This window comes from Phycicoccus sonneratiae (assembly GCF_016887965.1).
GTDB lineage: Bacteria > Actinomycetota > Actinomycetes > Actinomycetales > Dermatophilaceae > Phycicoccus > Phycicoccus sonneratiae.
This window is the reverse complement of the sequence record NZ_JAFDVD010000012.1, coordinates 26,094-51,757: the sequence shown is the minus strand read 5'-3', so window position 1 is coordinate 51,757 and position 25,664 is coordinate 26,094. Positions and strand designations below refer to the sequence as shown.

General features: G+C 74.3%; 21 protein-coding genes and 1 pseudogene. 15 read left to right on the top strand and 7 right to left on the bottom strand.

The window, feature by feature from the left end; translation table 11 throughout:
• Positions 1–132: 132 nt before the first annotated feature.
• Together JQN70_RS10915 and JQN70_RS10910 are read left to right on the top strand one after the other, a co-directional pair.
• Positions 133–5,046: an NAD-glutamate dehydrogenase gene (locus JQN70_RS10915; protein ID WP_204131370.1), complete on the top strand. Its 4,914-nt coding sequence runs from the start codon at positions 133–135 to the stop codon at positions 5,044–5,046.
• A 26-nt stretch (positions 5,047–5,072) separates the two neighbouring features.
• A complete protein-coding gene (locus JQN70_RS10910; protein WP_204131369.1) occupies positions 5,073–6,554 on the top strand; it encodes a sensor histidine kinase in 1,482 nt (493 codons plus the stop codon).
• A gap of 15 nt (positions 6,555–6,569) precedes the next feature.
• On the opposite strand, the gene JQN70_RS10905 is transcribed toward JQN70_RS10910, so the two are convergent.
• Positions 6,570–6,818 carry a WhiB family transcriptional regulator gene (locus JQN70_RS10905; RefSeq protein WP_030527568.1) on the bottom strand — a complete coding sequence of 83 codons (249 nt, stop codon included), beginning with the start codon at positions 6,816–6,818 and terminating at the stop codon, positions 6,570–6,572.
• Positions 6,819–7,113: 295 nt separating this feature from the next.
• On the opposite strand from JQN70_RS10905, the gene JQN70_RS20045 reads away from it, so the two are divergent.
• A complete protein-coding gene (locus tag JQN70_RS20045; RefSeq protein WP_239111436.1) occupies positions 7,114–7,527 on the top strand; it encodes a hypothetical protein in 414 nt (137 codons plus the stop codon).
• Here the strand turns inward: JQN70_RS20045 and JQN70_RS20040 are convergent.
• Together JQN70_RS20040 and JQN70_RS21155 are read right to left on the bottom strand one after the other, a co-directional pair.
• Positions 7,484–8,503 carry an ATP-binding protein gene (locus JQN70_RS20040; RefSeq protein ID WP_239111435.1) on the bottom strand — a complete coding sequence of 340 codons (1,020 nt, stop codon included), beginning with the start codon at positions 8,501–8,503 and terminating at the stop codon, positions 7,484–7,486. The two genes, JQN70_RS20045 and JQN70_RS20040, sit on opposite strands and share 44 nt — an antisense overlap.
• A gap of 848 nt (positions 8,504–9,351) precedes the next feature.
• A pseudogene (locus JQN70_RS21155) lies at positions 9,352–11,490 on the bottom strand (FtsK/SpoIIIE domain-containing protein); the annotation flags it as partial.
• Between the two features lie 149 nt (positions 11,491–11,639).
• On the opposite strand from JQN70_RS21155, the gene JQN70_RS10895 reads away from it, so the two are divergent.
• Genes JQN70_RS10895 through JQN70_RS10860 form a run of 8 tightly spaced genes read left to right on the top strand, consistent with a single transcriptional unit; the run spans position 11,640 to position 16,614 of the window.
• Entirely contained in the window at positions 11,640–12,869 is a 1,230-nt protein-coding gene (locus tag JQN70_RS10895) for a TadA family conjugal transfer-associated ATPase (protein ID WP_204131367.1), read from the top strand.
• Complete coding sequence (locus JQN70_RS10890) at positions 12,866–13,735, top strand: type II secretion system F family protein (RefSeq protein ID WP_204131366.1); 870 nt, start codon at positions 12,866–12,868, stop codon at positions 13,733–13,735. Before JQN70_RS10895 ends, JQN70_RS10890 begins: the two co-directional genes overlap by 4 nt.
• Positions 13,732–14,661, top strand: a complete 930-nt coding sequence (locus JQN70_RS10885) for a type II secretion system F family protein (protein ID WP_204131365.1) — start codon at positions 13,732–13,734, stop codon at positions 14,659–14,661. The genes JQN70_RS10890 and JQN70_RS10885 overlap by 4 nt, the downstream gene beginning before the upstream one ends.
• Before the next feature lie 25 nt (positions 14,662–14,686).
• Positions 14,687–14,905 (top strand): hypothetical protein, encoded by a 219-nt coding sequence (locus tag JQN70_RS10880; protein WP_204131611.1) that lies wholly within the window; start codon positions 14,687–14,689, stop codon positions 14,903–14,905.
• An 8-nt stretch (positions 14,906–14,913) separates the two neighbouring features.
• A complete protein-coding gene (locus JQN70_RS10875) occupies positions 14,914–15,300 on the top strand; it encodes a TadE family protein (protein ID WP_307835929.1) in 387 nt (128 codons plus the stop codon).
• Positions 15,297–15,761 carry a TadE/TadG family type IV pilus assembly protein gene (locus JQN70_RS10870; protein ID WP_307835928.1) on the top strand — a complete coding sequence of 155 codons (465 nt, stop codon included), beginning with the start codon at positions 15,297–15,299 and terminating at the stop codon, positions 15,759–15,761. The genes JQN70_RS10875 and JQN70_RS10870 overlap by 4 nt, the downstream gene beginning before the upstream one ends.
• Positions 15,758–16,237: a pilus assembly protein TadG-related protein gene (locus JQN70_RS10865; RefSeq protein WP_307835927.1), complete on the top strand. Its 480-nt coding sequence runs from the start codon at positions 15,758–15,760 to the stop codon at positions 16,235–16,237. The genes JQN70_RS10870 and JQN70_RS10865 overlap by 4 nt, the downstream gene beginning before the upstream one ends.
• 59 nt (positions 16,238–16,296) lie before the next feature.
• Positions 16,297–16,614, top strand: a complete 318-nt coding sequence (locus JQN70_RS10860; RefSeq protein ID WP_307835926.1) for a hypothetical protein — start codon at positions 16,297–16,299, stop codon at positions 16,612–16,614.
• Between the two features lie 243 nt (positions 16,615–16,857).
• On the opposite strand, the gene JQN70_RS10855 is transcribed toward JQN70_RS10860, so the two are convergent.
• Positions 16,858–17,598, bottom strand: coding sequence for a FadR/GntR family transcriptional regulator (locus tag JQN70_RS10855; RefSeq protein ID WP_204131364.1), 741 nt, complete (start codon positions 17,596–17,598; stop codon positions 16,858–16,860).
• 154 nt (positions 17,599–17,752) lie between these two features.
• Between JQN70_RS10855 and JQN70_RS10850 the strand changes: the two genes are divergently transcribed.
• Both JQN70_RS10850 and JQN70_RS10845 read left to right on the top strand, forming a co-directional pair.
• Positions 17,753–18,280 (top strand): gluconokinase, encoded by a 528-nt coding sequence (locus JQN70_RS10850; protein WP_204131363.1) that lies wholly within the window; start codon positions 17,753–17,755, stop codon positions 18,278–18,280.
• Positions 18,277–19,710 carry a GntP family permease gene (locus tag JQN70_RS10845; RefSeq protein ID WP_204131362.1) on the top strand — a complete coding sequence of 478 codons (1,434 nt, stop codon included), beginning with the start codon at positions 18,277–18,279 and terminating at the stop codon, positions 19,708–19,710. The genes JQN70_RS10850 and JQN70_RS10845 overlap by 4 nt, the downstream gene beginning before the upstream one ends.
• Here JQN70_RS10845 and JQN70_RS10840 read toward each other — a convergent pair.
• Both JQN70_RS10840 and JQN70_RS10835 read right to left on the bottom strand, forming a co-directional pair.
• Positions 19,707–20,195 carry a MauE/DoxX family redox-associated membrane protein gene (locus tag JQN70_RS10840; RefSeq protein ID WP_204131361.1) on the bottom strand — a complete coding sequence of 163 codons (489 nt, stop codon included), beginning with the start codon at positions 20,193–20,195 and terminating at the stop codon, positions 19,707–19,709. The genes JQN70_RS10845 and JQN70_RS10840 overlap by 4 nt on opposite strands.
• The gene (locus tag JQN70_RS10835; RefSeq protein WP_204131360.1) at positions 20,189–22,465 is read right to left on the bottom strand and encodes a PKD domain-containing protein; all 2,277 of its coding nucleotides are present in this window, start codon (positions 22,463–22,465) and stop codon (positions 20,189–20,191) included. Before JQN70_RS10835 ends, JQN70_RS10840 begins: the two co-directional genes overlap by 7 nt.
• 111 nt (positions 22,466–22,576) lie before the next feature.
• On the opposite strand from JQN70_RS10835, the gene prfB reads away from it, so the two are divergent.
• Both prfB and JQN70_RS10825 read left to right on the top strand, forming a co-directional pair.
• Positions 22,577–23,695: a peptide chain release factor 2 gene (prfB, locus tag JQN70_RS10830; protein WP_204131359.1), complete on the top strand. Its 1,119-nt coding sequence runs from the start codon at positions 22,577–22,579 to the stop codon at positions 23,693–23,695.
• A gap of 17 nt (positions 23,696–23,712) precedes the next feature.
• Positions 23,713–24,219 (top strand): TY-Chap domain-containing protein, encoded by a 507-nt coding sequence (locus tag JQN70_RS10825; protein WP_204131358.1) that lies wholly within the window; start codon positions 23,713–23,715, stop codon positions 24,217–24,219.
• A 31-nt stretch (positions 24,220–24,250) separates the two neighbouring features.
• On the opposite strand, the gene JQN70_RS10820 is transcribed toward JQN70_RS10825, so the two are convergent.
• Positions 24,251–25,648: a hypothetical protein gene (locus tag JQN70_RS10820; RefSeq protein ID WP_204131357.1), complete on the bottom strand. Its 1,398-nt coding sequence runs from the start codon at positions 25,646–25,648 to the stop codon at positions 24,251–24,253.
• Positions 25,649–25,664: the final 16 nt, after the last annotated feature.

The following is a 25,664-nucleotide window of genomic DNA, read 5'->3' as shown; positions in this document are numbered from 1 at the left end:
CCCGTGGACGAGACACCCGGCGGTGTCCCCGCGGACCACCGGGGCGGCCCGGGTCGATAGGCTCGGTCGAGGCCACGAGGACGTGGCCCGCCGCCACCGCGGCGACCCCCGACGAAGGAGTGCGACCGCACCATGTCGACCGCCCCGGCCACCTCCCGCGAGGACGTCCTCGCCCCGATCGCGGCAGCGTACGAGGAGCTCGCGCCGGACGGGTGGGGGCGGGAGTTCGTCGAGCGGTACTACCGGCACACCCCCCTCGACGAGCTGACCTCCCGCGACGCCGAGACCTTCGCGGGCGTCGCGCACAGCCACCTCGTCCTCGCGCGCACCCGACCCCCGGGCACCGCCAACGTCCGGGTCTACAACCCCTCCACCGAGACCGACGGCTGGTCCAACCCGCGCACGATCATCCAGGTCGTCACCGACGACATGCCCTTCCTCGTCGACTCCGTCACCGGCGCCCTCGTCCAGGCCGGCATCGACATCCACCTGATCATCCACCCGCAGCTCGTCGTCGTCCGCGACGCCGTCGGTGAGCTGCAGTCGGTCGAGAACCGCGACATCACGAAGTCGTTCCGCAGCGGCGCCGTCGGCGAGCTCGCCGAGTCGTGGATGCTCCTCTCCGTCGACCGCGAGGGCGACGAGGAGCGCCGCGCCGAGCTCGAGCGCACCGTGCGATCGGTGCTCGAGGACGTGCGCCAGTCGGTCGAGGACTGGCCGAAGATGCGCAGCCGCTGCCTCGTGCTCGCTGCCGAGCTCGAGGGCAGCGCACCGCCCGACGCCTCCCCGGACGAGGTCGCGCTGACCACCCGCTTCCTGCGGTGGATGGCCGACAACCACTTCACCTTCCTCGGCTACCGCGAGTACACGCTCGACCGCACCCCCGAGGGCGAGGTCATCTCGCCCGTCACCGGCACCGGCCTCGGCCTGCTGCGGGCCGACCCGCCGCTCGGCGCGCCGCCCGAGGTGCTCACCGACGAGGCGTCGGCCATCGCGCACGCCCCCGACCTGCTCGTGCTCACGAAGGCCAACTCGAAGTCCACGGTGCACCGGGTGGCCCACCTCGACTACGTCGGCGTCAAGACCCACGACGCGTCGGGCGCGGTCGTCGGCGAGCGGCGCTTCCTCGGGCTCTACGCCTCCACCGCGTACACCGAGTCGGTCACCCGCGTCCCGCTCGTCGCCGAGAAGGTCGAGGCCGTCCTCGAGCGCTCCGGGCTGGCCCCCGACAGCCACACCGGCAAGGACCTGCTCGGTGTCCTCGAGGCCTACCCTCGCGACGAGCTGTTCCAGGCGAGCGTCGACCAGCTCTACGAGACCGCGCTGGCCATCACCCAGCTCCAGGAGCGCCGGCGCACGAAGCTCTTCATCCGCGAGGACGACTTCGGGCGCTACGCCTCGTGCCTCGTCTTCATCCCGCGCGACCGCTACAACACGGCCGTGCGCACCCGGATGGCCGACATCCTCAAGGACACCTTCGGCGGCGAGGAGGTAGAGTTCGCGGCCCGGGTCAGCGAGTCGGCCCTCGCCCGACTGCAGTTCGTCGTCCGGGTCGCCAAGGGCAAGCGTGTGCGCACCCTCGACCGCGCCGAGCGAGACGCTCTCGAGCAGCGCCTCGTCGAGACCAGCCGCACGTGGTCCGACCGGCTCGGCGACGCCCTCGACCAGGCCCAGGGCGAGGAGGCCGGCGACCGCCTGATGGACCGCTTCGGCCGCGCGTTCCCCACGGCGTACGAGGAGTCGTTCTCGGTCGTGCAGGGCATGGCCGACATCAGCCACCTCGACCGGCTCGGCCCGGACCAGGGCACGAGCGTCGCCCTCTACCGGCCGCTCGACGCCCCCGACGACATCCGCCGCTTCAAGCTCTTCCGCGTCGACCCGTTGTCGCTCACCGACATCCTCCCGATCTTCACGCACATGGGCGTCGAGGTCGTCGACGAGCAGCCGTTCGCGGTCGAGCGCGCCGACGGCGCCGACCTCCACGTCTACGACTTCGGGCTGCGGGTCACCGACAGCGCCATCTGGGACGCCTGCCCGCACGAGCAGCTGCGCGACCTCTTCGAGGGCGCGGTCGCCGCGGTCTGGGACGGCCGGGCCGAGTCCGACGGCTTCAACAAGCTCGTCCTCGGGGCGCACCTCACCTGGCGCCAGGTCGTCATCCTGCGCACCGTGGCGAAGTACCTGCGCCAGACCCGGGCCACGTACTCGCAGGACTACCTCGAGGACGCCCTCGTGGCGCACCCGGCCATCGCCCGCGACCTCGTCGACGTGTGGGAGACGCGCTTCGACCCCACGGTCTGGCAGGAGGACGAGGCCGGCCGCGACGGTCGGGCCACCGCCGAGGAGGAGGCCGCGCAGCGCGTCCTCGACGCCCTCGACGACGTGTCGAGCCTCGACCACGACCGCATCATCCGGGCCTTCCTCGGCGTCATCCGGGCGGGGCTGCGGACGAACTTCTACCAGCCGGGTCGTGACGGCGCCGAGCACCACGCGTACGTCTCGCTCAAGCTCGACCCGCGCAAGGTGCCCGACCTGCCCGCTCCCAGACCGCAGTTCGAGATCTGGGTCTACAGCCCGCGCGTCGAGGGCGTGCACCTGCGCTTCGGCCCGGTGGCCCGCGGCGGCCTGCGCTGGAGCGACCGGCGCGAGGACTTCCGCACCGAGGTCCTCGGCCTCGTCAAGGCACAGATGGTCAAGAACGCCGTCATCGTGCCCACCGGCTCCAAGGGCGGCTTCTACGCCAAGCAGCTGCCCGACCCCGCCGCCGACCGCGAGGCGTGGATGGAGGAGGGCAAGGCGGCGTACCGGATGTTCATCTCCGGCCTGCTCGACCTCACCGACAACCGCGTCTCCGGCACCATCGTCCCGCCCGAGCACCTCGTGCGGCACGACGGCGACGACCCGTACCTCGTCGTCGCCGCCGACAAGGGCACGGCGACCTTCTCCGACATCGCCAACGGTGTCGCGCAGTCGTACGGCTTCTGGCTCGACGACGCCTTCGCCTCCGGCGGCTCGGCCGGCTACGACCACAAGGCGATGGGCATCACCGCCCGCGGCGCCTGGGAGTCGGTCAAGCGGCACTTCCGCGAGATGGGCGTCGACACCCAGTCCGAGGAGTTCACCGTCGTCGGCGTCGGCGACATGAGCGGCGACGTCTTCGGCAACGGGATGCTGCTCTCCGAGCGCATCCGGCTCGTCGCGGCGTTCGACCACCGGCACGTCTTCGTCGACCCGAACCCCCTTGCGGCACAGTCGTTCGCCGAGCGCCGCCGGCTCTTCGACCTGCCGCGCTCCTCGTGGGACGACTACGACCGCTCGCTGATCTCCGAGGGCGGGGGCGTGTTCCCGCGCTCGCTGAAGTCGATCGCCGTGACGCCGCAGATGCGCGAGGCGCTCGGCCTGCCGGCGTCCGTCACGACGATGACGCCCGCCGAGCTCATCCACGCCATCCTCCTCGCGCCGGTCGACCTGCTGTGGAACGGCGGCATCGGCACCTACGTCAAGGCCTCCACCGAGGACCACCTGTCCATCGGCGACCGCGCCAACGACGGCATCCGTGTCGACGGCCACGAGCTGCGGGTCAAGGTCGTCGGCGAGGGCGGCAACCTCGGTCTCTCGCAGCTGGGTCGCATCGAGGCCGCCTTCCACGGCGTGCGCGTCAACACCGACGCCATCGACAACTCGGCCGGCGTCGACACCTCCGACCACGAGGTGAACATCAAGATCCTCCTCGGCGAGGTCGTGCGCGACGGCGCCCTGACCCTCGAGGAGCGCAACGAGCTGCTCGCCTCGATGACCGACGACGTCGCCGACCACGTGCTGCGCGACAACTACGAGCAGAACGTCCTGCTCGGCAACGCGCGTGCCCAGGAGCACGCGATGGTCACCGTCCACGAGCGCTTCATGCACTGGCTCGAGGACCGCGGCCTGCTCGACCGGGCGCTCGAGTTCCTCCCCACCGACGCCGAGCTCGAGAAGCGCGCCCAGAACGGTCTCGGGCTGAAGAGCCCGGAGTTCTCGGTGCTCGTCGCGTACGCCAAGCTCGCGCTCAAGGAGGACATCCTCGCCAGCGCCATCCCCGACGACCCGTGGTTCGCGACGACCCTCGCCGAGTACTTCCCGCCGCCGATCCGCGAGCGGTACGCGGGCGAGCTCGAGGAGCACCCGCTGCGCCGCGAGATCGTCACGAACTCGGTCGTCAACTCGATGGTCAACCGCGGCGGCATCACCTTCGCCTACCGGTCCCAGGAGGAGGCCGGCGCGGCGCCCGAGCAGGTCACCCGTGCCTTCGTCGTCTGCCGCGAGGTCTTCGGGCTCGCCGACTTCGTCCGGCGCGTCGAGGAGCTCGACAACGTCGTGCCCACCGCCGCCCAGACCGCGCTCTACCTCGAGTTCCGCCGGCTCCTCGACCGGGCCGTGCGCTGGTTCCTCACCGCGCGCCCGGCCACGCTCGACATCGGCGCCGAGATCGAGCGGTTCGCCGGCGTCGTCCGCGAGCTCGCGCCGACCGTGCCCGACCTGCTGCGCGGCGAGGAGCGCTCGCGCCTCGACCGGCGGGCCGGCGAGCTCGAGAAGGCGGGGGTGCCGGCCGACCTCGCCCAGCACGCCGCCTCGCTGCTCGACCAGTACTCGCTGCTCGACATCGTCGACATCGCCACCGACACCGGGCGCGAGCCCACCGACGTCGCGCCGCTGTACTACCTCGTCTCCGAGCGCTTCGGCATCGACACGATGCTCGGCAAGGTCACCCGCCTGCCGCGCGAGGACCAGTGGGACGCCCTGGCCCGCGGCGCGCTGCGCGACGACCTGTACGCCGTGCTCGAGGCGCTGACCCGCTCGGTCATCGAGACGAGCGCGGGCACCGGCGCCGACGCCGGCGACCCCGCGGCGCAGTACACGGCGTGGCGGCAGGCCAACGCGGAGTCGGTCGAGCGGGCGGCCTCGGCGCTCTCGGGCTTCAAGCGGCTCGACGCCCCGAACATCGCGGCGCTCTCGGTGGCCCTGCGCACGCTGCGCTCCGTCATCCGGGTGGGCTCGTCGAGCTGACCGGCCGGTGACCTAGGCTCGGCCGCGTGAGCACGCTGGCCGAGATGCTGCGGACGACGACCGACCTCGAGCCGGCCGAGTCCGAGTGGCTGCACCTGCTCGTCGGCGACTGGCAGCTCGTCGCCGACCTGTCCTTCGCCGACCTCGTGCTGTGGGTGCGCGGCGGGATGGACGGCTGGCGGGCCGTGGCCCACGTCCGCCCGAACACCGGGCCGATGGTCTTCTACGACGACATCGTCGGGCGCTCCTCGACCCGCTCGCGGGCGGCGATGCTCGACAACGCGGCCAAGCAGCGCCGGATGGTCGCCGCCCCGGTGCCGACGGTGCGCGAGGACATGTCGATCCGCGAGGACGCCGTGCCCGTGGTCTGCGGCGACCGGGTCGTCGCGGTCCTCACGCGGCACACGAACCTCACGGGCGGTCGCACCCCGAGCCGGCTCGAGCTGACCTACCGCGACCTCGCCGACTCGATCCTGCGGATGGTCGCGACGGGGGAGTTCCCGTCACCGTCGGCGCCGACCGGGATGCGCCGCGGCGCGCCGCGGGTCGGGGACGGCGTCATCCACCTCGACGGCGACGGGGTGGTGCGCTACGCGAGCCCGAACGCGGTCTCGGCGGTGCACCGGCTCGGGCACGTCGGCGACGTCGTGGGGGAGACCCTCGCGAAGGTCGTCGCCGACCTGGCGACCGAGAGCGGCCGGGCGGTGGACGAGTCGCTCGCCGTCGTCGTCATGGGCCGGGCGTCGTGGCGCACCGAGGTCGAGACGGCGAACGCGACGGTGACGATGCGGGCCATCCCGCTGACCATCGCCGGCGTGCGGACCGGGGCGATGATCCTCCTGCGCGACGTCTCCGAGCTGCGGCGGCGCGAGCAGGAGCTGCTCACCAAGGACGCGACGATCCGCGAGATCCACCACCGGGTGAAGAACAACCTCCAGACGGTGGCGGCGCTGCTGCGGCTGCAGTCGCGGCGGGCGCCGGAGGAGCACGCGAAGGCGGCGCTCGAGGAGGCGGTGCGGCGGGTGGCGACGATCGCCCTCGTCCACGAGACCCTGAGCACCGGGTTCGACGAGACGGTGAGCTTCGACGAGATCGCCCTCCGCGGGTTGCGGGCGGTCGTCGAGGTGGCCACCCGCGAGCACCACGTCGACTCGCGGTTCGAGGGCTCGTTCGGGCGGGTGCGGGCCGAGGACGCGACGGCGCTGGCGATGATCATCTCCGAGCTCGTGCAGAACGCCGTCGAGCACGGCCTCGCCGACCGCGACGGCACGATCACCGTGGGGGTGGAGCGGCGGCCGGCCGACGCCGGGGACGAGCTGCGGGTGACGGTGACCGACGACGGTGCCGGGCTGCCGGCGGGGTTCCGGCCGGGGATGGCCGGGCTCGGGACGCGGATCGTCACCTCGTTCGTGCAGGACCTGCGCGGACGGATCCGGTGGGAGCCGAACGAGCCCTCGGGGACGAGGGTGGAGTTCGTCGCGACGCTGCGGCCGGTGGGGCCGCGCTGAGGAGCGGGGGAGCGGTCAGCCGGCGCGGCGGGCGCGGGCGTTACGGCGCTTGAGGGCGCGGCGCTCGTCCTCGGACATGCCGCCCCAGACGCCGGCGTCCTGGCCGGACTCGATGGCCCACTTGAGGCAGGTGTCGAGGACCTCGCACCGACGGCAGACGGCCTTGGCCTCCTCGATCTGAGCGATCGCCGGGCCGGTGTTCCCGATCGGGAAGAACAGCTCGGGGTCCTCGTCGAGGCAGGCAGCGCGGTCGCGCCAGTCCATGGATGGGGCTCCTTGGTGTGGGGTACGTCGGGAAGTCGTGGGCACCGGATGACCGGAGGGGTGGGGTCTGGCGGTGCACGGGCGCGCCGTTGCACCCCTGTGGCGGACGTGTTACGCACAGACGTCCGTGGCGTTACTCTACCGTGACCTACCCAATCGCGGCTAGGGGATACCCCCCGTCGTTCCGGGTGTCGGTGATCACTCCGGCTCAACGGGTGGACGGGGGTCGCGTGTTCCCGGGGGTGGGGGGAGGACCACGCGACGCGCGATCGTATCGCTCGCCTACGCTGCGACGGTGGTTCCGCTCCCGCCTTTCGACGCCGCTCCCGCGCCGGCCGCCGGCCCCCGACGGGCGGCCGCCGTCCTCTGCGCCGTCCAGGCCCTCGCGCTGCTCGGGTTCGCCGTCTTCTACGTCTACGAGCTGGCCGTCGGGGAGGGCAGCGACGCGACCCGGGTCGTGATGTCGGCGGCGGTCATCGCGCTCGGCGCGGTGGGCCTCGGCCTGCTGGCCCGGGGGTGGCTCGGCGAGCGCCGCTGGCCCCGGACGCCGACCATCGTCTGGGACCTGCTCCTCGTGCCGGTGGGCATCAGCCTGCTCCAGGCGGAGAGGACCGGGCTCGGCTGGCTCGTGCTCGTCCTCGCCCTGGCCACCCTCGGCGCGGCGCTCATCGCGCGGGTTCCGGACGTGGAGTTCGACGACCCGGAATGACCTCCGGCCCACCCGCCGGTTCGACGCCCGCGCCCGACGGGTCGTCGACGACCACCTGCAAGGGCGCCGCCCGTCCGTCGAGCACGAGCAGCCCCCGTCCCGGCGGGTCGTCGGGTGACGCGGCGAGGTCGGCGCGGGGGAGGCCGAGCAGCGCCAGGTCGTCCGCTCGGGGCCGCAGGAGGACGCCGGCGCCGTAGCGGGCGACGGTGACGTCGAGGCCACGGAACCGTGAGCCGAGCGCGGTGGCGCTCGCCGCGACGACCGCTGCCCCGCCGTCACGGACGAGGAGGTCGAGGACCTCCTCGAGGACCGGCCGGACCGGGGCGTCGTCGAGCCGGTCGGCGTCGTCGACGAGGACCACGAGGTCGGGGTGCGCCGTCCGCAGCGCGACGAGCCGGTCGGCGTCGTCCGGCCCGAGCTGCTCCACCCCGGACCGGCCGGTGCCTCCGGCCGGGCCGTGGGCACCGACGAGGACGACGGGGCGCCCGCCCTCGGCCACGGAGCGCGCGAGCGTCGCGAGGGCGGTGCTGCGGCCGGAGCCGGTCGGTCCGAGGACGAGGAGTCGCCGGCCGTGTGCCTCTGGTCGCCACGTCCACGGGGTGCTGTCGGGGGCGAGGGCGCCCAAGAGCCAGCCCCTTGCCGGGTCGGTGCCGAGGTCCCGGCGGCCGACGCGGGCGGGCAGGGGTCGGTAGGTCCAGGGGGCGACCTCGCCGAGCGGCGCGGGGGACGCGGGTGCCGAGCCGGGGTCGACGACCTGCACCTCCCGCCCGTCGCGCACCCGGAGCCCGCGACCCGGGCCGGCCGTGGGCCCCGGACCGGGGGCGTGGGTGCCGAGAAGGGCGAGGTCGAGCGGGTCGCCCGGCCCGAGGAGCAGCACCTCCCCGCCGAGGCCGGACCAGCGCGGGCGCAGCAGGTCGCGCCCACCCGCGACGGCGCACGAGGTGCCGCGTTCGCCGCCGTCGCGCACGAGCCGCATGACCCGCTCGGAGGGGGGCAGCGCGGTCCGCGGTCCTCGGCGTCGACGAGCTGGTCCCATCCGTCGACGACGAGCAGGCGTCGCGGGGAGCCGGGGCCGACCGGCGCGGCCAGGTGGTCGAGCAGTGCGCCGACGGCCCGCGCGTCACCCACCCCGGCCACCGTCCCGAGGTGCGGCAGGGCGCGCGGCCAGGCCGTGACGTCGGTGGTGAGGACGTGCACGTGGAGCCGGTCGGGCGCCTCGCGGGCGGCTGCGGCGTGGACGAGGGCACGCAGCGCGGTCGACCGCCCGGAGCGGGGCCGGCCGACCACGCGCCAGAGCGGCACCCCGGGGTCCCAGGCCCACGGCGTGTGGCGCTGGGCCTCGGGTTCGTCGACGAGGGCCAGGGTGCCCGCAGGCAGGTCGGCGGCCGGGATGACGGAAGGCAGTGGGGGGAGCCACGGCCGCCGAGGTGGGGCCGCCCCGGTGGCGGCGTGTGCCTCCCGCACCACGTCGACGACGGCCGCCAGCTCGGCGCTCCGGTCTCCGGTCGAGCCGGCACGCAGCCGCCCGGGTTCGGCCGCGACCACCTCGAGGGACGGGCCGTCGGGGGCGGCCGGTGCGACGAGGGCAGCCTGGAAGGCCGTCGAGGTGCCGTCGCCGCCCCGGGACACGCCCCTGCCGGGCCGGTCGACGGGTAGCAGCGCGGCGGAGTCGTCCTCGACGATGTGGTGGGAGTCGGCGCGGTCGCGGACCCGGAAGGCGAGCCGGAGGTTGACGTTGGCCTGCACCTCGGCTGTCACCGTCCCCGCCGGGCGCTGGGTGGCGAGGACGAGGTGCATCCCGAGGCTGCGGCCCTGCGCCGCGAGCCGGGCCAGGGCGCCAGCCACCTCCGGGTGCCCGTCGACGAGGGCGCGCAGCTCGTCGACGACGACGACGAGCCGGGGGATCCGGTCGCCGGAGTCGGCCGACCTCCGGTGGTCGTCGAGGTCGGCGCAGCCGTGCGCCGCGAGCATCTCCTCGCGGCGACGGAGTTCGGCCTCGAGCGACGTGAGCACCCGGCGGACGAGGTAGTCGTCGAGGTCGGTGACGAGCCCGACGACGTGCGGCAGGCGGGCGCACGGCCCGAACGCCGCACCGCCCTTGAAGTCGACGAGGAGCAGGGTGAGGTCCTCGGGCGGGGAGTCGAGGGCCAGACCCGTGACGAGCGTGCGGAGGAACTCGGACTTCCCGGAGCCCGTCGTGCCCCCGACGAGCACGTGGGGACCGTCGGTGGCGAGGTCGAGGCGGAAGGCACCCGTGGCGGTGGCGCCCACGACCGCGGTCGGGCGCTCCGCCGCGGCCCAGCGCCGGCCCACCCCGTCGACGGTGAGGGCCGCGTCGCCCAGCACGTCGGCGAGACCGAGCTCCCGGGGGAGGTCCGCATCGGACGTGCCCTGTTCGCGCAGGGGGGCGAGGGCGCGTGCCAGCCGGTCGGCCCATGCCGGCCCGACGCCGTCGGCGACCGCCGTGTCGTCGGCACCGTTGCCGGACAAGCGGATCCGTCCGCCACCGACGAGCTCGACGTGCGCTCCGCACGCCTCCGGCAGCCGGGCCGTGACGGTGGCCGCTGCGAGCACCACTCCACCGGCGGCGTGCACCGCGGCGACGCGGGCGGTGACCCCCGGCGCCTCGACGTCCGGGACGACGAGGACGACACGCTCGTCGTCCTCCGACGTCGAGCGGTGCGGCAGCAGGTCGAGCCACGTCCACTCGGCGCCCCCGCCGACGACGTCGACGACGAGGCGGGACGGCGGGTTGCGGACGACGAGCTGGCCGACGAGCGCGGCGAGCAGCCGCCTCGTTCCGCTCTCGGGTCCGACGAGGCCCAGGCCCCCGGCCTCGGCGAGGTCGACGACCACGGGTGCGCCGCGAACCAGCCGGGGAGCCGTCACGCCGCGGTCGTCGACCACGCGACAGGACGCCGCGACGTCGCCGAGCCCGAGCCGGACGGTGCGCTCGCCACCGGACCAGAGCCCCGACCCGCGCCGTGTCGCCCGGCTCCCCACCTCGTGCGGGTCGGGGTGGCGCAGGTGGCGCCATCGGAGCTCCGCAGCGAGCGCGGCCTCCACGTGCGCCTCGTGCTCGGCCAGGGCGTCGGCGTGCTCGGCCACCGCCCGGCGGTGCCGTCGCCCGGACCCCCACCGGTCGCCGAGACCGGTGGCGAGCAGGACCACGGGGCCGAGGACCGCGAACGCGAGCACCTGCGGTCCGAGGAAGACGGCCAGCACCGCCACGACCGGCACGGGCGCGAGCGCGGCGACCCACGGCACGCGGGCGCGCGTCGGGGGCTCGGGGGCCCGGGGCGCCACCAGCTCGGTGACCGGCGGCGCGGCTGAGGCCGCGGGCGCCGGGGAGACGACGACCGTGCCGTCCCCCGGGTGGCGCACGGGCGCGCCGGGCGGCCCGGTCCGAAGCAGGCGCAGGGCGGTCGCGCCGATGACCATCCGGGAGGTGGTGTCGACGAGGGCGGCCCCCGCGACGCGCGCCCCGTCGACCTCGACGCCGTTGGTCGAGCCGAGGTCGACGACCCTGACCCCGTCCGGGCCGACGTCGAGGCGGCAGTGCGACCGGCTGAGCGAGGGGTCGTCGAGGCGGAGTCCGGCAGCAGGGGACCGGCCGACGACCACCCCGGGCGGCGTGAGGGGAAGGGCCCGACCGGCGTCCGGGCCGCCGACCGAGACGACCTCCAGAACGGTGCCCGGGCCGGCCGGCCCAGCGCCCCGTCCACGGGCCACCTCGGGCCCGGCCACGGCGGCGGACGCGCCGTCGAGCAGCGGAGGGACGCCGACGGGGTGGTCGTCGGGCAGGGCGTGACCGTCGACGACGAGGGCCTCCACCGGCTCGCCGAGATGGTCGGCCAGCGCCTCCCGCAGCGTGGCCACGGTCTCCGGACGGCGCCAGCGCACGACGAGCTCGACCGGGCGCGGCCGGCGCCTCGGCACGTGGAGCGTCAGGCGGATCTGCATGCGGGTGACCGTAGGCGGCCCGTCCGTCACTCCCGCCGAGTTATCCACAGGTGTCACGTTCGGGGTGCGCGCGGGCGCTCCGGTGGGGTTGTCTTGTCCCGGGCACACCGGGCCGCGCAGGGGCGGCCCACGGGAAAGGGGGTCGCCGCGTGGATGCCGTCCGCACGCTCGAGGGGGAGGTCCGCGAGCTCATCCGTCGCTCGGGGCTCGACCCCGTGCGCGACGAGGGCGCCGTCCGGCGCCTGGTCCGCGAGGCCGTCAGCGACTACGACGAGCGCTCGATGCATGGCGGGATGCCGGTGCTCCCCGACCTCGACGTCGCGTCGAAAGCGGTGTGGGACAGCGTCGTCGGGTACGGGCCGCTCCAGCAGTACTTCGACGACCCCCACGTCGAGGAGATCTGGGTCAACGAGCCGTCCCGGGTCTTCGTGGCCCGTGACGGCGTCGCCGAGCTGACGACCACACTCCTCGACCACGAGCAGGTGCGCGACCTCGTCGAGCGGATGCTCAAGTCCTCCGGTCGTCGGGTCGACCTCAGCTCACCCTTCGTCGACGCCGTTCTCCCCGACGGCAGTCGGCTGCACGTCGTCATCCCCGACATCACACGCGAGCACTGGTTCGTCAACATCCGCAAGTTCGTCGTCAAGGCCGACTCGATGGACGACCTCGTGCGCCTCGGCACCATCACGCCCCAGGCCGCCCGCTTCCTCGAGGCCTCGGTCGCCGCCGGCCTCAACATCCTCGTCGCCGGAGGCACCCAGGCCGGCAAGACGACGCTCCTCAACTGCCTCGCCGCGGCGGTCCCCGCGCGCGAGCGAGTCGTCACCTGCGAGGAGGTCTTCGAGCTGCGCATTCCGCACCGCGACGTCGCCGCCATGCAGTGCCGGCAGCCCTCCCTCGAGGGCACCGGGGAGATCCCGCTGCGCCGGCTCGTCAAGGAGGCTCTGCGGATGCGCCCCTCGCGCATCATCGTCGGCGAGGTGCGCCAGGCCGAGAGCCTCGACCTCCTCATCGCGCTCAACTCCGGCCTCCCGGGGATGTGCACCATCCACGCCAACAGCGCGCGCGAGGCGGTGACGAAGATGTGCACCCTCCCGCTGCTCGCCGGTGAGAACGTCTCGGCACGGTTCGTCGTCCCGACCGTCGCGTCGTCGATCGACCTCGTCGTCCACGCCGCCCTCGAGCGGGACGGACGGCGGACGGTGCGCGAGATCGCGGCGGTGCCCGGGCGGGCCGAGGAGGACGTCGTCGAGATCGCCGACCTCTTCGTGCGGCGCGGAGGCGAGCTCGTGCGCGCCGACGGGTTCCCGCCCCACGCCGACCGCTACGAGCGGGCCGGGTACGACGTCGCGGCGCTCCTCGCGCGGGGTGCCTCGTGAGCGGGCTGCTGCTGGGGCTGACCTTCGGGGTCGGGGTGTTCCTCGTCTGGTGGAGCTGCTGGGTGCCGGCGCCCGGCGACCGCCGCCGCGCCCGTCGCTCCGGGCTGCTCGGCAGCCTCCACGACGAGGTCGTGCAGGCCGGATTCTCGGGGCTCAGCGTGCGCGGCCTCGTCGGCGCGTGCCTCATCGCCGCCGGGTTCGTCCTCGTCATCGTGCAGCTGACGGTCGGGGTCCTCCCGATCGCCGTGTGCTTCGCCGCCATCGCGGGCGCCCTCCCGGTGGCCGTGGTCCGGCGCCGGGCCCGCCGCCGACGCGCCCTGCTGCGCGACCTCTGGCCGGAGGCCGTCGACAACATCACCTCCGGAGTGCGCGCCGGCATGGCCCTGCCCGAGGCGCTCGCCCAGCTCGGGTCGCGGGGTCCCGAGGAGCTGCGCGAACCGTTCCGCCTCTTCGCCGACGACTACCGCCTCACCGGCCGGTTCTCGGACTGTCTCGACCGCCTGAAGGACCGGCTGGCCGACCCCGTGGGCGACCGGCTCGTCGAGAGCCTGCGCATCGCCCGCGAGGTCGGCGGCAGCGACCTCGGGCGGCTCCTGCGCACCCTGTCCGGCTTCCTGCGCGAGGACGCGCGCACCCGGGCCGAGCTCGAGACCCGCCAGTCGTGGACGGTCAACGCGGCCCGCCTCGCGGTCGCCGCCCCGTGGTTCGTCCTCGCGATGCTCTCGACCAACCCCGAGTCGGTCCGGGCCTACTCGACGGGCGTTGGGGCTGGGGTCCTGCTCGCGGGAGCCGTCGTCACGGGCATCGCGTACGCGCTCATGGTGCGCATCGGGCGCCTGCCCGAGGACCAGCGGGTGCTGCGGTGACCGGGCTGGTGCGCGACGGCGCGCTGCTCGGCCTCGTCGCGGGCGTCGGCCTGCTGCTCGTCTGGACCGGGTTGCCGCGCAACCGCCGTCACGGGTTGGCCGAGCGCGTCCTGCCGTACCTCCGCGACACGCCGCGGCCGTCGCGGCTGCTCGACGACTCGCGGTCGCGCGGGGTGCTGCTCACGGTGGCCGCGCCCCTCGTCCGCGAGCTCGGCCAGGGTGTCGAAAGGGTCCTCGGCGGGTCGGCCTCGGTGCGCAGCCGGCAGCTCCGTGCCGGCCTCGCGCCGGACGTCGACCGGTTCCGGGCCGAGCAGGTCCTCTGGGGTATCGCCGCCGCGGTGCTCGGCGGCGTCGTCGGCACCGTGCTGGCCCTGCTCCGCGACGGGTCGGTGGCCCCCGTCGTGCTCCTCACCGTCATCGGGCTGGGGCTCGGCATCACCGGCGCCGACTACCTCCTCACGGCTCGGGCCGTCCGTCGGGAACGTCGGATGCTCGCGGAGTTCCCCACCGTCGCCGAGCTGCTGGCGTTGGCCGTCGGTGCGGGCGAGGGGGCCGTCGGTGCCCTCGAGCGGGTCTGCCGCCTGTCGCACGGTGAGCTCGCCGACGAGCTGCGGCGGTGCCTGGCCGACGCCCGGGCCGGCGCCAACCTGCCGACCGCGCTCCAGGGCCTCGCCGACCGCACCGGCCTGCCGAGCCTACGTCGCTTCGTCGACGGGGTCGTGGTCGCGGTCCAGCGCGGCACCCCCCTCGCCGAGGTGCTGCGCGCCCAGGCCCAGGACGTCCGGGAGGAGGGACGCCGGGCCCTGCTCGAGGCGGGGGGCAAGAAGGAGATCGCGATGATGGTCCCGGTCGTCTTCCTCATCCTGCCCGTGACGGTGCTCTTCGCCGTCTACCCCGGCTTCAGCTTCTTCCGTTTCACGCTCTGACCCGAGCCCCGAGAAAGGACCGACCATGACCCCCACGAGAGCCGCCGCCCGGGTGCACGTCGCGGTGTTCCACCAGATGGGTCGCGCCGAGCGCAGGCTCGCCGCCCGGGACGAACGCGGTGACGTGCCGGGCTGGGTGCTCATCACCCTGATGACCGCCGGGCTCGTCACGGTGCTCTGGGCGGTCGCGCGCGACCAGCTCGTCTCGATGTTCAAGAGCGCCCTGAGCTCGGTCACCGGCTGAGGCGCGTCGTGCCCGGCGCCCGACGCGGGGAGCAGGGCGCAGCCGTCGCCGACTTCGCGATGGTCTCCGTCCTCGTGCTCGCCATCGTGCTGGCCGTCTTCCAGCTCGGTCTGGCCCTGCACGCCCGCAACACGCTGATCTCGTGCGCGTCCGAGGGGGCACGGGCCGGGGCGCGGGCCGACGCGGTGCCCGGGCAGGCCGTCGCGCGGACCCAGGAGCTCATCAGTGCGTCCCTGTCGCCCCGGTACGCCCGTGCGGTGACGTCGCGTCCGGCCGTCGTCGACGGCGTGCGGGTGGTGGAGGTCCGGGTCGTGGCACCCGTCCCCGTCCTCGGGCTGCTGGGTCCCGAGGGGTCGATCGACGTCGTGGGCCGGGCCTTCGCGGAGGACCAGTGAGCGGGACCGTGCCGCGTGGGCCGCGGCGCGACGTCAGGCACGACGAGCGGGGCAGCGCCGTCGTCGAGTTCGTCACCCTCGCCGTGCTCCTGCTCATCCCGCTCGTCTACCTCGTCCTCATGCTCGGCCGCGTGCAGGCCGGTGCCTACGCGGTGAGCCAGGCCGCCCGGGAGGCCGGTCGCGCGTACGTGACGGCCGACTCGGGCGAGGACGCCGCGGCCCGGGCGCGGGCGGCGGCCGACCTCGCCTTCGCCGACCAGCGGTTCGAGGGTGTCGGGCGCCTCGAGCTGGCCTGCGACGGGACCCCCTGCCTGCGGCCCGACGGCCGGGTCCGGACCACCGCGACGGTCCGCGTGCCGCTCCCGCTCGTCCCCGCCTTCGTCCGCGAGGTCGTCCCCCTGAGCGTGCCCGTCTCGGCCGACCACGTGTCCACCGTCGACCGGTTCCGGGGGTTTCCGTGAGCGGGCGCCCGGTGCCGGCGCCGGTCGGTGGCCGCCGAGACGAGGAGGGCACGATCACCGTCTACGTCCTCGGCCTCGCGGTCGTCGCGATGCTGCTCATCGCCGGCACCGTCGCGGTGACGTCGGCCCACCTCGCCAGGATGCGGCTCCTCGACGTCGCCGACGCGGCCGCGCTCTCGGCCGCGAACGGCCTCGACGACGCCGCCTACCGGCAGGGGGTGGGGGAGTCGGTCCCGCTGAGCAACACCTCGGTCCGCGAGCGCGCCGCGGCGTACGTGGGCGGCCGCGAGCGACCCACCGGCGTCGTCGGCTGGCGGCTCGGCGCCGGCACCGGAACCCCCGACGGACGCACGGCGGTCGTCGACCTCACCGGCGAGGCCGAGCTGCCGATGGTCGGGGGCGCGCTGCGCGAGCTCGGCGTGAGCATCACCATCCACGTCACGTCGCGGGCCCGCTCGGACCTCGTCGTCCCGTGAGCGGGAGCAGGCGTCCGGCACCCTTCCCCGCGGCCGGCTCCGCGCGTAGCGTCGAGGACGTGAGCAGCGTCCCGGAATCCCTGCGCGGCCGGTGGTGCATCGCCTCCACCGACAGCTTCCTGTGCATCGGCTCGCGCGGGTCAGTGCTCTCGATCGGGAGCATCGGGTCGGCGTTGAGCATCGGCAGCATCGGCTCGTTCGCCTCCGCCTTCAGCATCGGGTCCTCGATGAGCCTGCTGTCGGCGTTCTCGAACATGAGCCGGCTCTCCGCCCTCAGCCACCAGAGCGACGCCAGCCTCCTGTCCGCGCAGAGCCGGAGATCCGTTCTCGCCCACCGCAGCTCGCGTGCTCGTCCGCGGCTGCTCCCGCTCGACTGACCCCGGACGCGGTTGTGGGGCGATCGGGCCCTGCTCCCGATCGCCCCACCGTCCCGGACGCCGGCGCCCCTGCGCGCCTGCCCCGTCGGACCGCGTCGGCACATGAACCCCGCCAGAGGCCACCCTCGTGCCGACCGACCCGGTTCCGGGCCGTCACAGGTCAAGAGCGCACGAGGGAGCCCCTGATACACCGAGTGCAGATTTCTTCTCCGCGGGCCTGCGCACGCACCGGAGGGCGCCGGGTCAGGCGTCGTCGGCGGCGGCCGAGCGCACCGCGGCGCTCGCCTCGTCGATGATCCCCGTCATCGCGGCGGTGGCGGCCACCGCGTCGCCGGCCCCGATGGCCTGCGCGACGTCGGAGTGCAGCCGGATCGCCACGGGGTTCGGCCGCGCCGGCATGAGGTCGTGGTGGGTGCGCCCGGCGAGCACCTCACCGACGACCCCGGCGAGCGCCGCGAGCATCTCGTTGCCGGACGCCTCGAGCATCGTCGCGTGGAAGACCTGGTCGGCCGCGAGGTAGGCGTCGAGGTCCTGCGCCCGGGCCTGCACCTGCATCTCCATGACGGCGGCCGCCATCCGCGCGCACTGCTCCGGGGTGGCGCGCTCGGCGGCCAGTCCCGCGGCCACCGGCTCGAACCCGCGCCGCAGCTCGCCGAGGGAGAGCAGCTGCTCCTCCCGGCCGGGCCCGTCGAGACGCCAGCGGATGACCCGCGGGTCGAAGACGTTCCACTCGGTGCGGGGGCGGACGAGCACCCCCACCCGGCGGCGGGTCTCGACCAGCCCCATCGACGACAGGACGCGCACGGCCTCGCGGACGACCGAGCGCGAGACCCCGAACCGCTCGTCGAGCCGGTCGATGCGCAGCACCGACCCGACCGGTGCCGCCCCCGAGATGATCTCGGCCCCGAGCGCCTCGAGGACGTCGCCGTGCAGGCCGGGGGAGGACGCGCCGCGCCCGGCGGCGGGGGCCTCGGAGGGTGCCATGCGCCCAGCGTGCCAGACGCCGACGTATCACGGCAGCCCCAGCATTGACTCGGAGTTTCTTTCGTCCACCTCTTGATAAGTCAGACTTAATGCTCCATCCTGTTCGACGACCGCCTTCGCAGGAGAGGGCCCGCCGACACAGGAGTCGTGCAGCATGACCACCACCGCCCACCCGCCCCTCGTCGTCGTCATGGGGGTGTCCGGATCCGGCAAGACCACCGTGGGTGCTGCACTCGCCCAGCGGCTCCGGGTCCCCTTCGCCGACGCCGACGACTTCCACCCGCCCGAGAACGTCACGAAGATGGCCGCCGGCGTGCCGCTGACCGACGAGGACCGCGAGCCCTGGCTGCGGACCATCGCCGGCTGGCTCGACACCCACACCGCGGGCGGGGGAGTCGTCTCCTGCTCGGCCCTGCGCCGCAGCTACCGCGACGTGCTGCGCGAGCACGCCACCCACGCGTTCTTCCTCCACCTGCACGGCGACCGCGACGTCATCGCCGCCCGGGTCGCCGGGCGCCCCGGCCACTTCATGCCGGCCGCGCTCGTCGACAGCCAGTTCGCCACCCTCGAGCCGCTCGAGCCCGACGAGACCGGCGCCGTCCTCGACGTCAGCGCCCCGGTCGACGACCTCGTCGAGCAGTCCCTGCACACCCTCGCCCCGAAGGACGGAACCCTCCGATGACCACCGACCTCACCAGCCTGCTGTTCCCGGCCCTCGGGGCCGCCGACGAGGCCGCGGCGGCCATCCCGGCCGGCCGCCTGATCCCGGCCGCGCTGCTCGGCATCGCCGTCATCGTCCTGCTCATCACGAAGTTCAAGATCCATCCGTTCCTCGGCCTGACCCTCGGCTCGCTCACCGTCGGCGCGGTCGCCGGCGTGCAGATGTCCGCCGTCGTCGAGTCGTTCACCAAGGGCTTCGGGTCGACGGCCGCCGGGGTCGGCACCCTCATCGCCCTCGGCGCGATGTTCGGCAAGCTGCTCGCCGACTCCGGGGGCGCCGACGAGATCGTCGACACCCTCATCGGCCGCTCCTCGCCCCGCACCCTGCCGTGGGCGATGGCCGGGGTCGGCGCGCTCATCGGCCTCCCGATGTTCTTCGAGATCGGGCTCGTCCTCCTGATGCCGGTGATCTTCCTCGTCGCCCGCCGCGCCCAGATCTCCATCGTCAAGGTCGGCATCCCCGCCCTCGCCGGCCTCTCGGCGATGCACGGCCTCGTGCCGCCGCACCCCGGCCCGCTCGTGGCCATCGACGCGCTCAAGGCCAACCTCGGCATCACCCTCGGGCTCGGCGTGCTCGTCGCGCTGCCGACCATCGCCGTCGCCGGCCCGCTCTTCGCCCGCGTCGCCGGCCGCTGGGTCGACGTCCCCGCCCCGCACCTGTTCGACGCGGACGGCACCGACGGTTCCGACGGCGGCGACGACGAAGGGCGCGAGACCCGGTCCCGCCGACCGTCCTTCGGCACCACGCTCTTCGCCGTCCTCACCCCCGTCGTGCTGATGATGGGCAAGGCGCTCGCCGACATCTTCGCCGCCGAGGACACCGCCGTGCGCACCGTCCTCGACTTCATCGGTACGCCGATCATCGCCCTGCTCATCGCCGTGCTCGTCGGGATGGCCACCCTCGGCCGCGGCGCCGGCATGGGGATGAAGGAGATGAGCAAGAGCCTCGAGGCCTCGCTGCCGCCGATCGCCGGCATCCTCCTCATCGTCGCCGCCGGCGGTGGCTTCAAGCAGACCCTCGTCGACACCGGCATCGGCGAGCTCGTCGCCGACTGGGTGCGCACGAGCGGCATCTCGGTGCTGCTCCTCGCCTGGGTCGTCGCGGTCCTCATCCGCCTCGCGACCGGGTCGGCCACCGTCGCCACCGTCACCGCGTCGGGCATCCTCGCCCCGCTCGCCGCCGGGATGCCGGCCGCCGAGGTCTCGCTGCTCGTCCTCGCGATCGGCGCCGGGTCGGTGTTCTTCAGCCACGTCAACGACGCCGGCTTCTGGCTGGTCAAGGAGTACTTCGGCCTCTCGGTCGGCCAGACCATCAAGTCGTGGTCGGCGATGGAGACGCTGCTCTCGGTGACCGGCCTCGTCGTCGTGCTGCTCGTCGGGCTCGTCGTCTAGGACGCGCAGAGGGCGCAGGGCAGGACGGCGGTCCACGTCACCATGGCGAGGACCGCCGCCCTGGCCAGCACCCACCCGCGCACCCCGACCGTCGCGGTGTCGAGCGAGCCGCCCGCGGGGGCGGCCACCGCGGCCCGCGAGCCCCCGAGGCACCCGCACCCGGCCCGCAGCGGCGCGTCGGCCAGGCCGGCACGCAGCATCGCGCCGACGTGCAGCGCCGCGAAGGTCCCGGCGAGGATCACGCCCACGACACCGGCCGCACGCGTCGCCACGCCCAGCACCAGCGCCGCCCCGACCGCCACCTCGAGGAGCGGCACCGCCCACCGCAGGACCGGGTGGAACCGGCCGAGCCCGGGGACCAGGTCGTCGACGTCGGTGCGCGAGAACGGGGTCCGCAGCTTGGCCAGCCCGGCCCAGAGCCACACGGCACCCGCGAGGAGCACGAGGACGTCGAGCGCGACGGCCCGCGCCGTGCCGGTCAGCACGTCGGGGCGCAGCCCACGCGCCGCATGATGAACGAGAGCCAGGCGAGGATCGCGCCCCAGTAGCCCCAGCTGGCCGCCGCACCGAGGCCGCAGGGGATCCCCCCGAAGATCGCGAGCAGCAGCACGAGCACCGGGAAGACGGTACTGACGAGCACGAACAGGACGCACTGGACCACGCGCATCAGCGAGCAGGCGGTGCGTCCCGCGCAGACCAATGCCCAGATGACGAAGAGCACCAGCCCGACCGCGACGACGATCGCGCCGGCCACGATCACGTAGACGTTGCTCGCGCAGGCACCGATGATCGCCAGCACCGTGCCGATGAGCATCAGCGCGAGCGCGACGAGCAGGAGTGCGGCGCACGAGATCGTCACGGGCGGGGTGACGACGACCGGCGGAGCAGCGCACGACACCGTCGTGGAGGCCGTGCGGTCGGGGCACCCCGGCGAGGACAGTGTCGCCGTGACGACCCGGGAGGTCCCGGCCGGCACCGTCACCCGGGCCGTCGGGCCGGTCGGGCTGCCCGGCAGGTCCCACGTCACCCGGCTCGCGGCCGTGCCGCCGCTCACCGACACGGCGAGGTCGAAGGTGCACGGGTCGGCGGCGGTGGCGGTGGCCGAGACCCCGGAGGCGAGCTCGGGGCAGCCGCCCCCGCCGCCGCAGTCGAGGGTGACGGTGGTGCTCGCCGAGGTGCTGCAGCCGTCCGTGCCGGTGACGGTGAGCGTCACCGTCCGCGGGCCGTTGCCCGAGGCGTAGGTGTGCCGCAGCGGCGGCGCGGCGGCCGACGTCGTGCCGTCGCCGAAGTCCCACGAGTAGGTCAGGCCCGGCACGCCGGTGGCCACGACCGTGGCGGAGAAGTCGAACGAGCACCCGTCGACCCGGGTGGCCGTCAGCCCGCCGAGGATCGTCGGGCAGCCGCACGTCGCGACGTCGACGACGACCGCCCCGGCGAGGATGGGCGGCTCGCACGCGGGGTCGCGCACGATGGTCGCGGTGACGACGTAGCGGTCGGCCCGGGTGAAGGACGTGGTCAGGGTGCTGCCGGTGCTGACCGGCGGCGCGAGCGGCACCACGAGGCCTGCCGAGTCGCGCACCGTCCACGTGAACGGCCCCGTCCACGGCACCGGCGCCGGGGGCGTGCCCGCCCTCACCTCGGCGGTGAAGGTCACCGGGCCGGTCGTCCCGGCCGGGTCGACGCACAGCCCGCTGCGGCTCGCCGTGACGACCACGTCGGGGCACGGCTGGTCGGTGGGACAGGTGGGCACGACGAGGGAGGGGACGTAGAGCGGTGTCGTCGTCGAGGTCCCGGCCGGTGAGGTGAGCACGACCGTCGCCGACGGGTAGAACGTCCCCTGCGGGTAGGTGACGACCGTCGACACCGAGGGCAGCGGCGCACCCGTCACCGTCCCCGTCGAGGGCGCCGGCGGCGGGGGTGCCAGGGCCGTCGCCCAGCTCACCGAGTACGACCACCCGGTCGGCAGCGGCGGGGCGAAGTCGACCTCGAGGGTCACCGGCCGCCGGCCGGCCGCGTCGCACGCGCCGATGACCGTCGTCATCGAAGGGGTCGGCGCCGGCGTCGTCGTGATCTCGACCCCGTCGAGCTCGACGCCGAGGATGCCCTCGAACGGGCTGTTGTACGGCGAGACGAACGTCTCGCGCACCGCGTTGGCCGGCGAGGCCGCGTCCGGGTAGAGGCTCGGTGCCGGCACGGACGCCCCGGGGGAGCGGTTGACCCGCACCGTCCAGATGCCCCGACCGTCGGCGAGCCCGGCGGGCACCGGGATCCACGCGGTCCAGCCGGCCGTCGAGGTGACCGTGCCGAGCACCGCGCCCGTCGGGTCGAGGACGGTGAAGGTGAACGCGGTCGCCGAACCGGCAGCGCCCCCGCGTACCCAGAGCCGGAGGCGGTTCACCCGGAAGCCCGTCGCCGTCGGGCCGTACCCCCGGTCGGCCGTGCTCGCCGGCGCGCCGGACGCCGACTCCCAGTACGGCGGTGGCGACCCGGCCCAGCCCGGTCCCGCGACCCATCCCGAGGCGTCGAGGTCGCTCTCGGCGACGACGGGGAACCAGACGGCGTACTCCTCCTTCGTCGACACCGGCCCGGAACCGGTCCACGGTGGCGGGGCGGTGCCGCCCGCGGGCGTGGGGTCGAAGGGCTGCAGCGGGACGGGCCCCGGGTACCCGCCGGTCCAGGCGGGGGGTGGGGACAGCTGCGGCAGACCGGGTGGCGGCTGGTCGGTCCAGTGGGTGCGCACGTACAGGCTGACCATGGCGCGGCCTCTCGCTCAGGGGATGCTGCCGAGGAGGAGGCGCCGCGCAGGGCGGTGATACGCACCGGCGGGCGACGAGGCCCCGCCCCTGCTCGCGTAGGCTTGCCCCTCGTGGCCACCGACTTCACCCAGGAGATCAAGGACCTGCGCAACACCATGGCGTCGGTCCGGGAGGTCACCGACCTCGCCGCCCTCGAGCAGCAGATCGGCGAGCTCGAGCAGCAGGCCGCCGACCCCGCCCTCTGGGACGACCAGGAGCGCGCCCAGCAGGTGACCTCCGGGCTCTCCCGCGCCAAGGCCGAGTTCGACCGCGTCACCGGCATGGACGCGCGCATCGACGACCTCGAGGTCCTCGTCGAGATGGGTCAGGAGGAGAACGACGCCGACACCCTCGCCGAGGCCGAGCGCGAGCTCGTCAAGGTGCGCAAGGCGGTCGGCGAGCTCGAGGTCCGCACCCTGCTCTCCGGCGAGTACGACGAGCGCGCCGCCGTCGTCACCATCCGCTCCGGCGCGGGGGGCGTCGACGCCGCCGACTTCGCCGAGATGCTCCTGCGGATGTACCTGCGCTGGGCCGAGCGCCACGGCTACCCGACGAAGGTCATGGACACGAGCTACGCCGAGGAGGCGGGCCTGAAGTCCGCGACCTTCGAGGTCGACGTGCCCTACGCCTACGGCAACCTCTCGGTCGAGGGCGGCACCCACCGGCTCGTCCGGATCAGCCCCTTCGACAACCAGGGCCGCCGCCAGACGAGCTTTGCGGCCGTCGAGGTCGTACCGCTCATCGAGGGCACCGACTCGATCGACATCCCCGAGAACGAGCTGAAGATCGACGTCTTCCGCTCCAGCGGTCCCGGTGGGCAGTCGGTCAACACCACCGACTCCGCGGTCCGGATGACGCACATCCCCACCGGCACGGTCGTCTCGATGCAGAACGAGAAGAGCCAGATCCAGAACCGCGCCGCCGCGCTGCGCGTCATGCAGTCGCGCCTCCTGCTCATCAAGAAGGCCGAGGAGGCCGCCGAGCGCAAGGAGCTCGCCGGCGACATCAAGGCCAGCTGGGGCGACCAGATGCGCTCCTACGTCCTCCACCCGTACCAGATGGTCAAGGACCTGCGCACCGAGCACGAGGTCGGCAACACCTCCGGCGTCTTCGACGGCGACATCGACGGCTTCATCGAGGCCGGCATCCGGTGGCGCAAGGCCCAGGAGAAGGCCGACGCCGCGGGCTGAGGCCCCACCCCCGCCCGATGAGCACCGACCCCGCCGCCGCGCCCGCCGGCCCCACCCCGGCCACCTGGGCCGCCTGGACCGACGCCCTCGCCACCGCCGTGCGTGCGCTGCCCGACGACGGCGCGCTCGTCGTCGCCGCCCCGCGCCGGTTCGCGCGCAACGCCCGCCCGCCGGGCGCCGGCCGGCTCAGCCGGGTCCTCGGCGGACGGAAGCGGCCCACCGTCCCCTCGGTGCGCCTCGTGCGCGTCGAGGAGCACCTGCGCGGGCACTGGGTCGGCTCCGAGCGGCTCGGCGGACCGTTCCCGTGGACGGCCGAGGAGACCGACGCCGTCCTCGCCGCCGGCTGGCACGCCCCGAGCGCCGGCGACGGCGACGACTTCGTCCGGTTCTGGCCCGACGACGTCCCCGAGCACCCCTACCTGCCCGAGGCCGACGCCCGGCGCGCCGCCGAGGCCGTGGCCGACACCTTCCGCACCGTCCTCGGGGTCACCGAGGACGAGCTGCCGGTCCTGCGCACCCCCTGACCCTGTTCGCGGACGTCGGCCAAGCGAGCCGTCAGGCGGTGGAAGCCTCCCGAGGCGTCCTCGTGGTCGGCTGCCACTTGACGAGCTCGGCGACGGCCAACGGCAGGCTCCCGACGGCAGCGCTCAGCATCGCCGTGCCCCCGACGGAGAGCGGGGAGCCCTGGCCGAGCGCGTAGGCCAGCACCGCGGGCACGACGGCGGTCAGGGTCGCCCCGACGACGACCGCGACGACGCGGTCGAACTGCGTGAAGATCCAGAACCCGAAGGCCGTCGCCAGGCAGAGGGCGACGGGAAGGAGGGCGACGCCCACGACGAACCGCTGGGTCCACGCCGCATGGTCGTCAGCGGGCCACGAGGAGACGACGCGGCCGATAGCGAACTGTGCCGCGAGCAGGACCGCGAGGGTCATCGCGGCCTCGGCCGTCGCCGCCAGGCACTGGCGCAGGGTGTGGTCGCGCACAGCGCGCACGTAGGAGGCGCCGATGTCGACCTTCGGCAGGAAGGTCCGCCCGGTGTTGGACCTGATCGCCTCGTACTCCTCGGTCTCACGCAGCATGCGATGCGCGTCCTCCCGAGCGCGCCGGGCCTCGTCCGTCATCATCGGGATCTCGCTCGGGAGCTCGAGGCCGGCGACGTCGTCCGGATCGAGGAGGACGACCTGCCTCAGTCCGACGGTCCACAGGAGGAACGCCAGGCCGGACACGACGAGGCCGGCGACGAGGGTGACCTGGAGGGGCACCAGGGGATCACCGGTACGGGCTGCCGACGCACCGGCCCAGGCCACGGCGGCGACGAAGATGCTGAGCATCGCGGCGAGCAGGTCGCCGACGAAGCGCATGTTCAACGTGATGAGACCGGCCAGGCCGGATCGCACGGCGTCCAGGAGGGTTGCGCGCCCGAGCGAGGTCGACGAGATCTCGGCCCACGCGCGAGGCCAGTCGTCCCGCCCGTGTCGCTGCTCGTACTGGCGTCGCAGGGTCTCGCTCATGACCTTCTCGGCGGCGGCAGCCTGCACTCCCAAGAGCTCGCGCCCGACCGGGTCGAACTCGAGCCGGAGGCCGTCCGCGCACCGCAGCAGGAAGACGAGCAGACGCCTCGGCATCACGTCGAGGTGCTCGAAGGCGGGAGGGCCGTCCAGCAGGCGGCGGCTCCGAGGCCGACGGGCCACGTTGGCGATGAGCGCGCGCAGGGCGCCGAGGGCGACCACGCTCACGACGACGACCAGGACCTGGACCCACCAGCGCCGCTCCGCGCGCAGCGGCACGGTCACCGCGAGGGTGACGACGACGATCGCGGCGGCGCTCCACGCGAGGCGGGTCACCGGTCGGAGGAAGAGCGTGGTGATCGCGCTCGCCGCCAGCGCTGTGAGCCGGACGGCCCTGGAGGGTTCGGTGAAGACGAAGCTCGGGGGTGTTTCGGATGCGGCCATGGGTGTCCTCGTCATC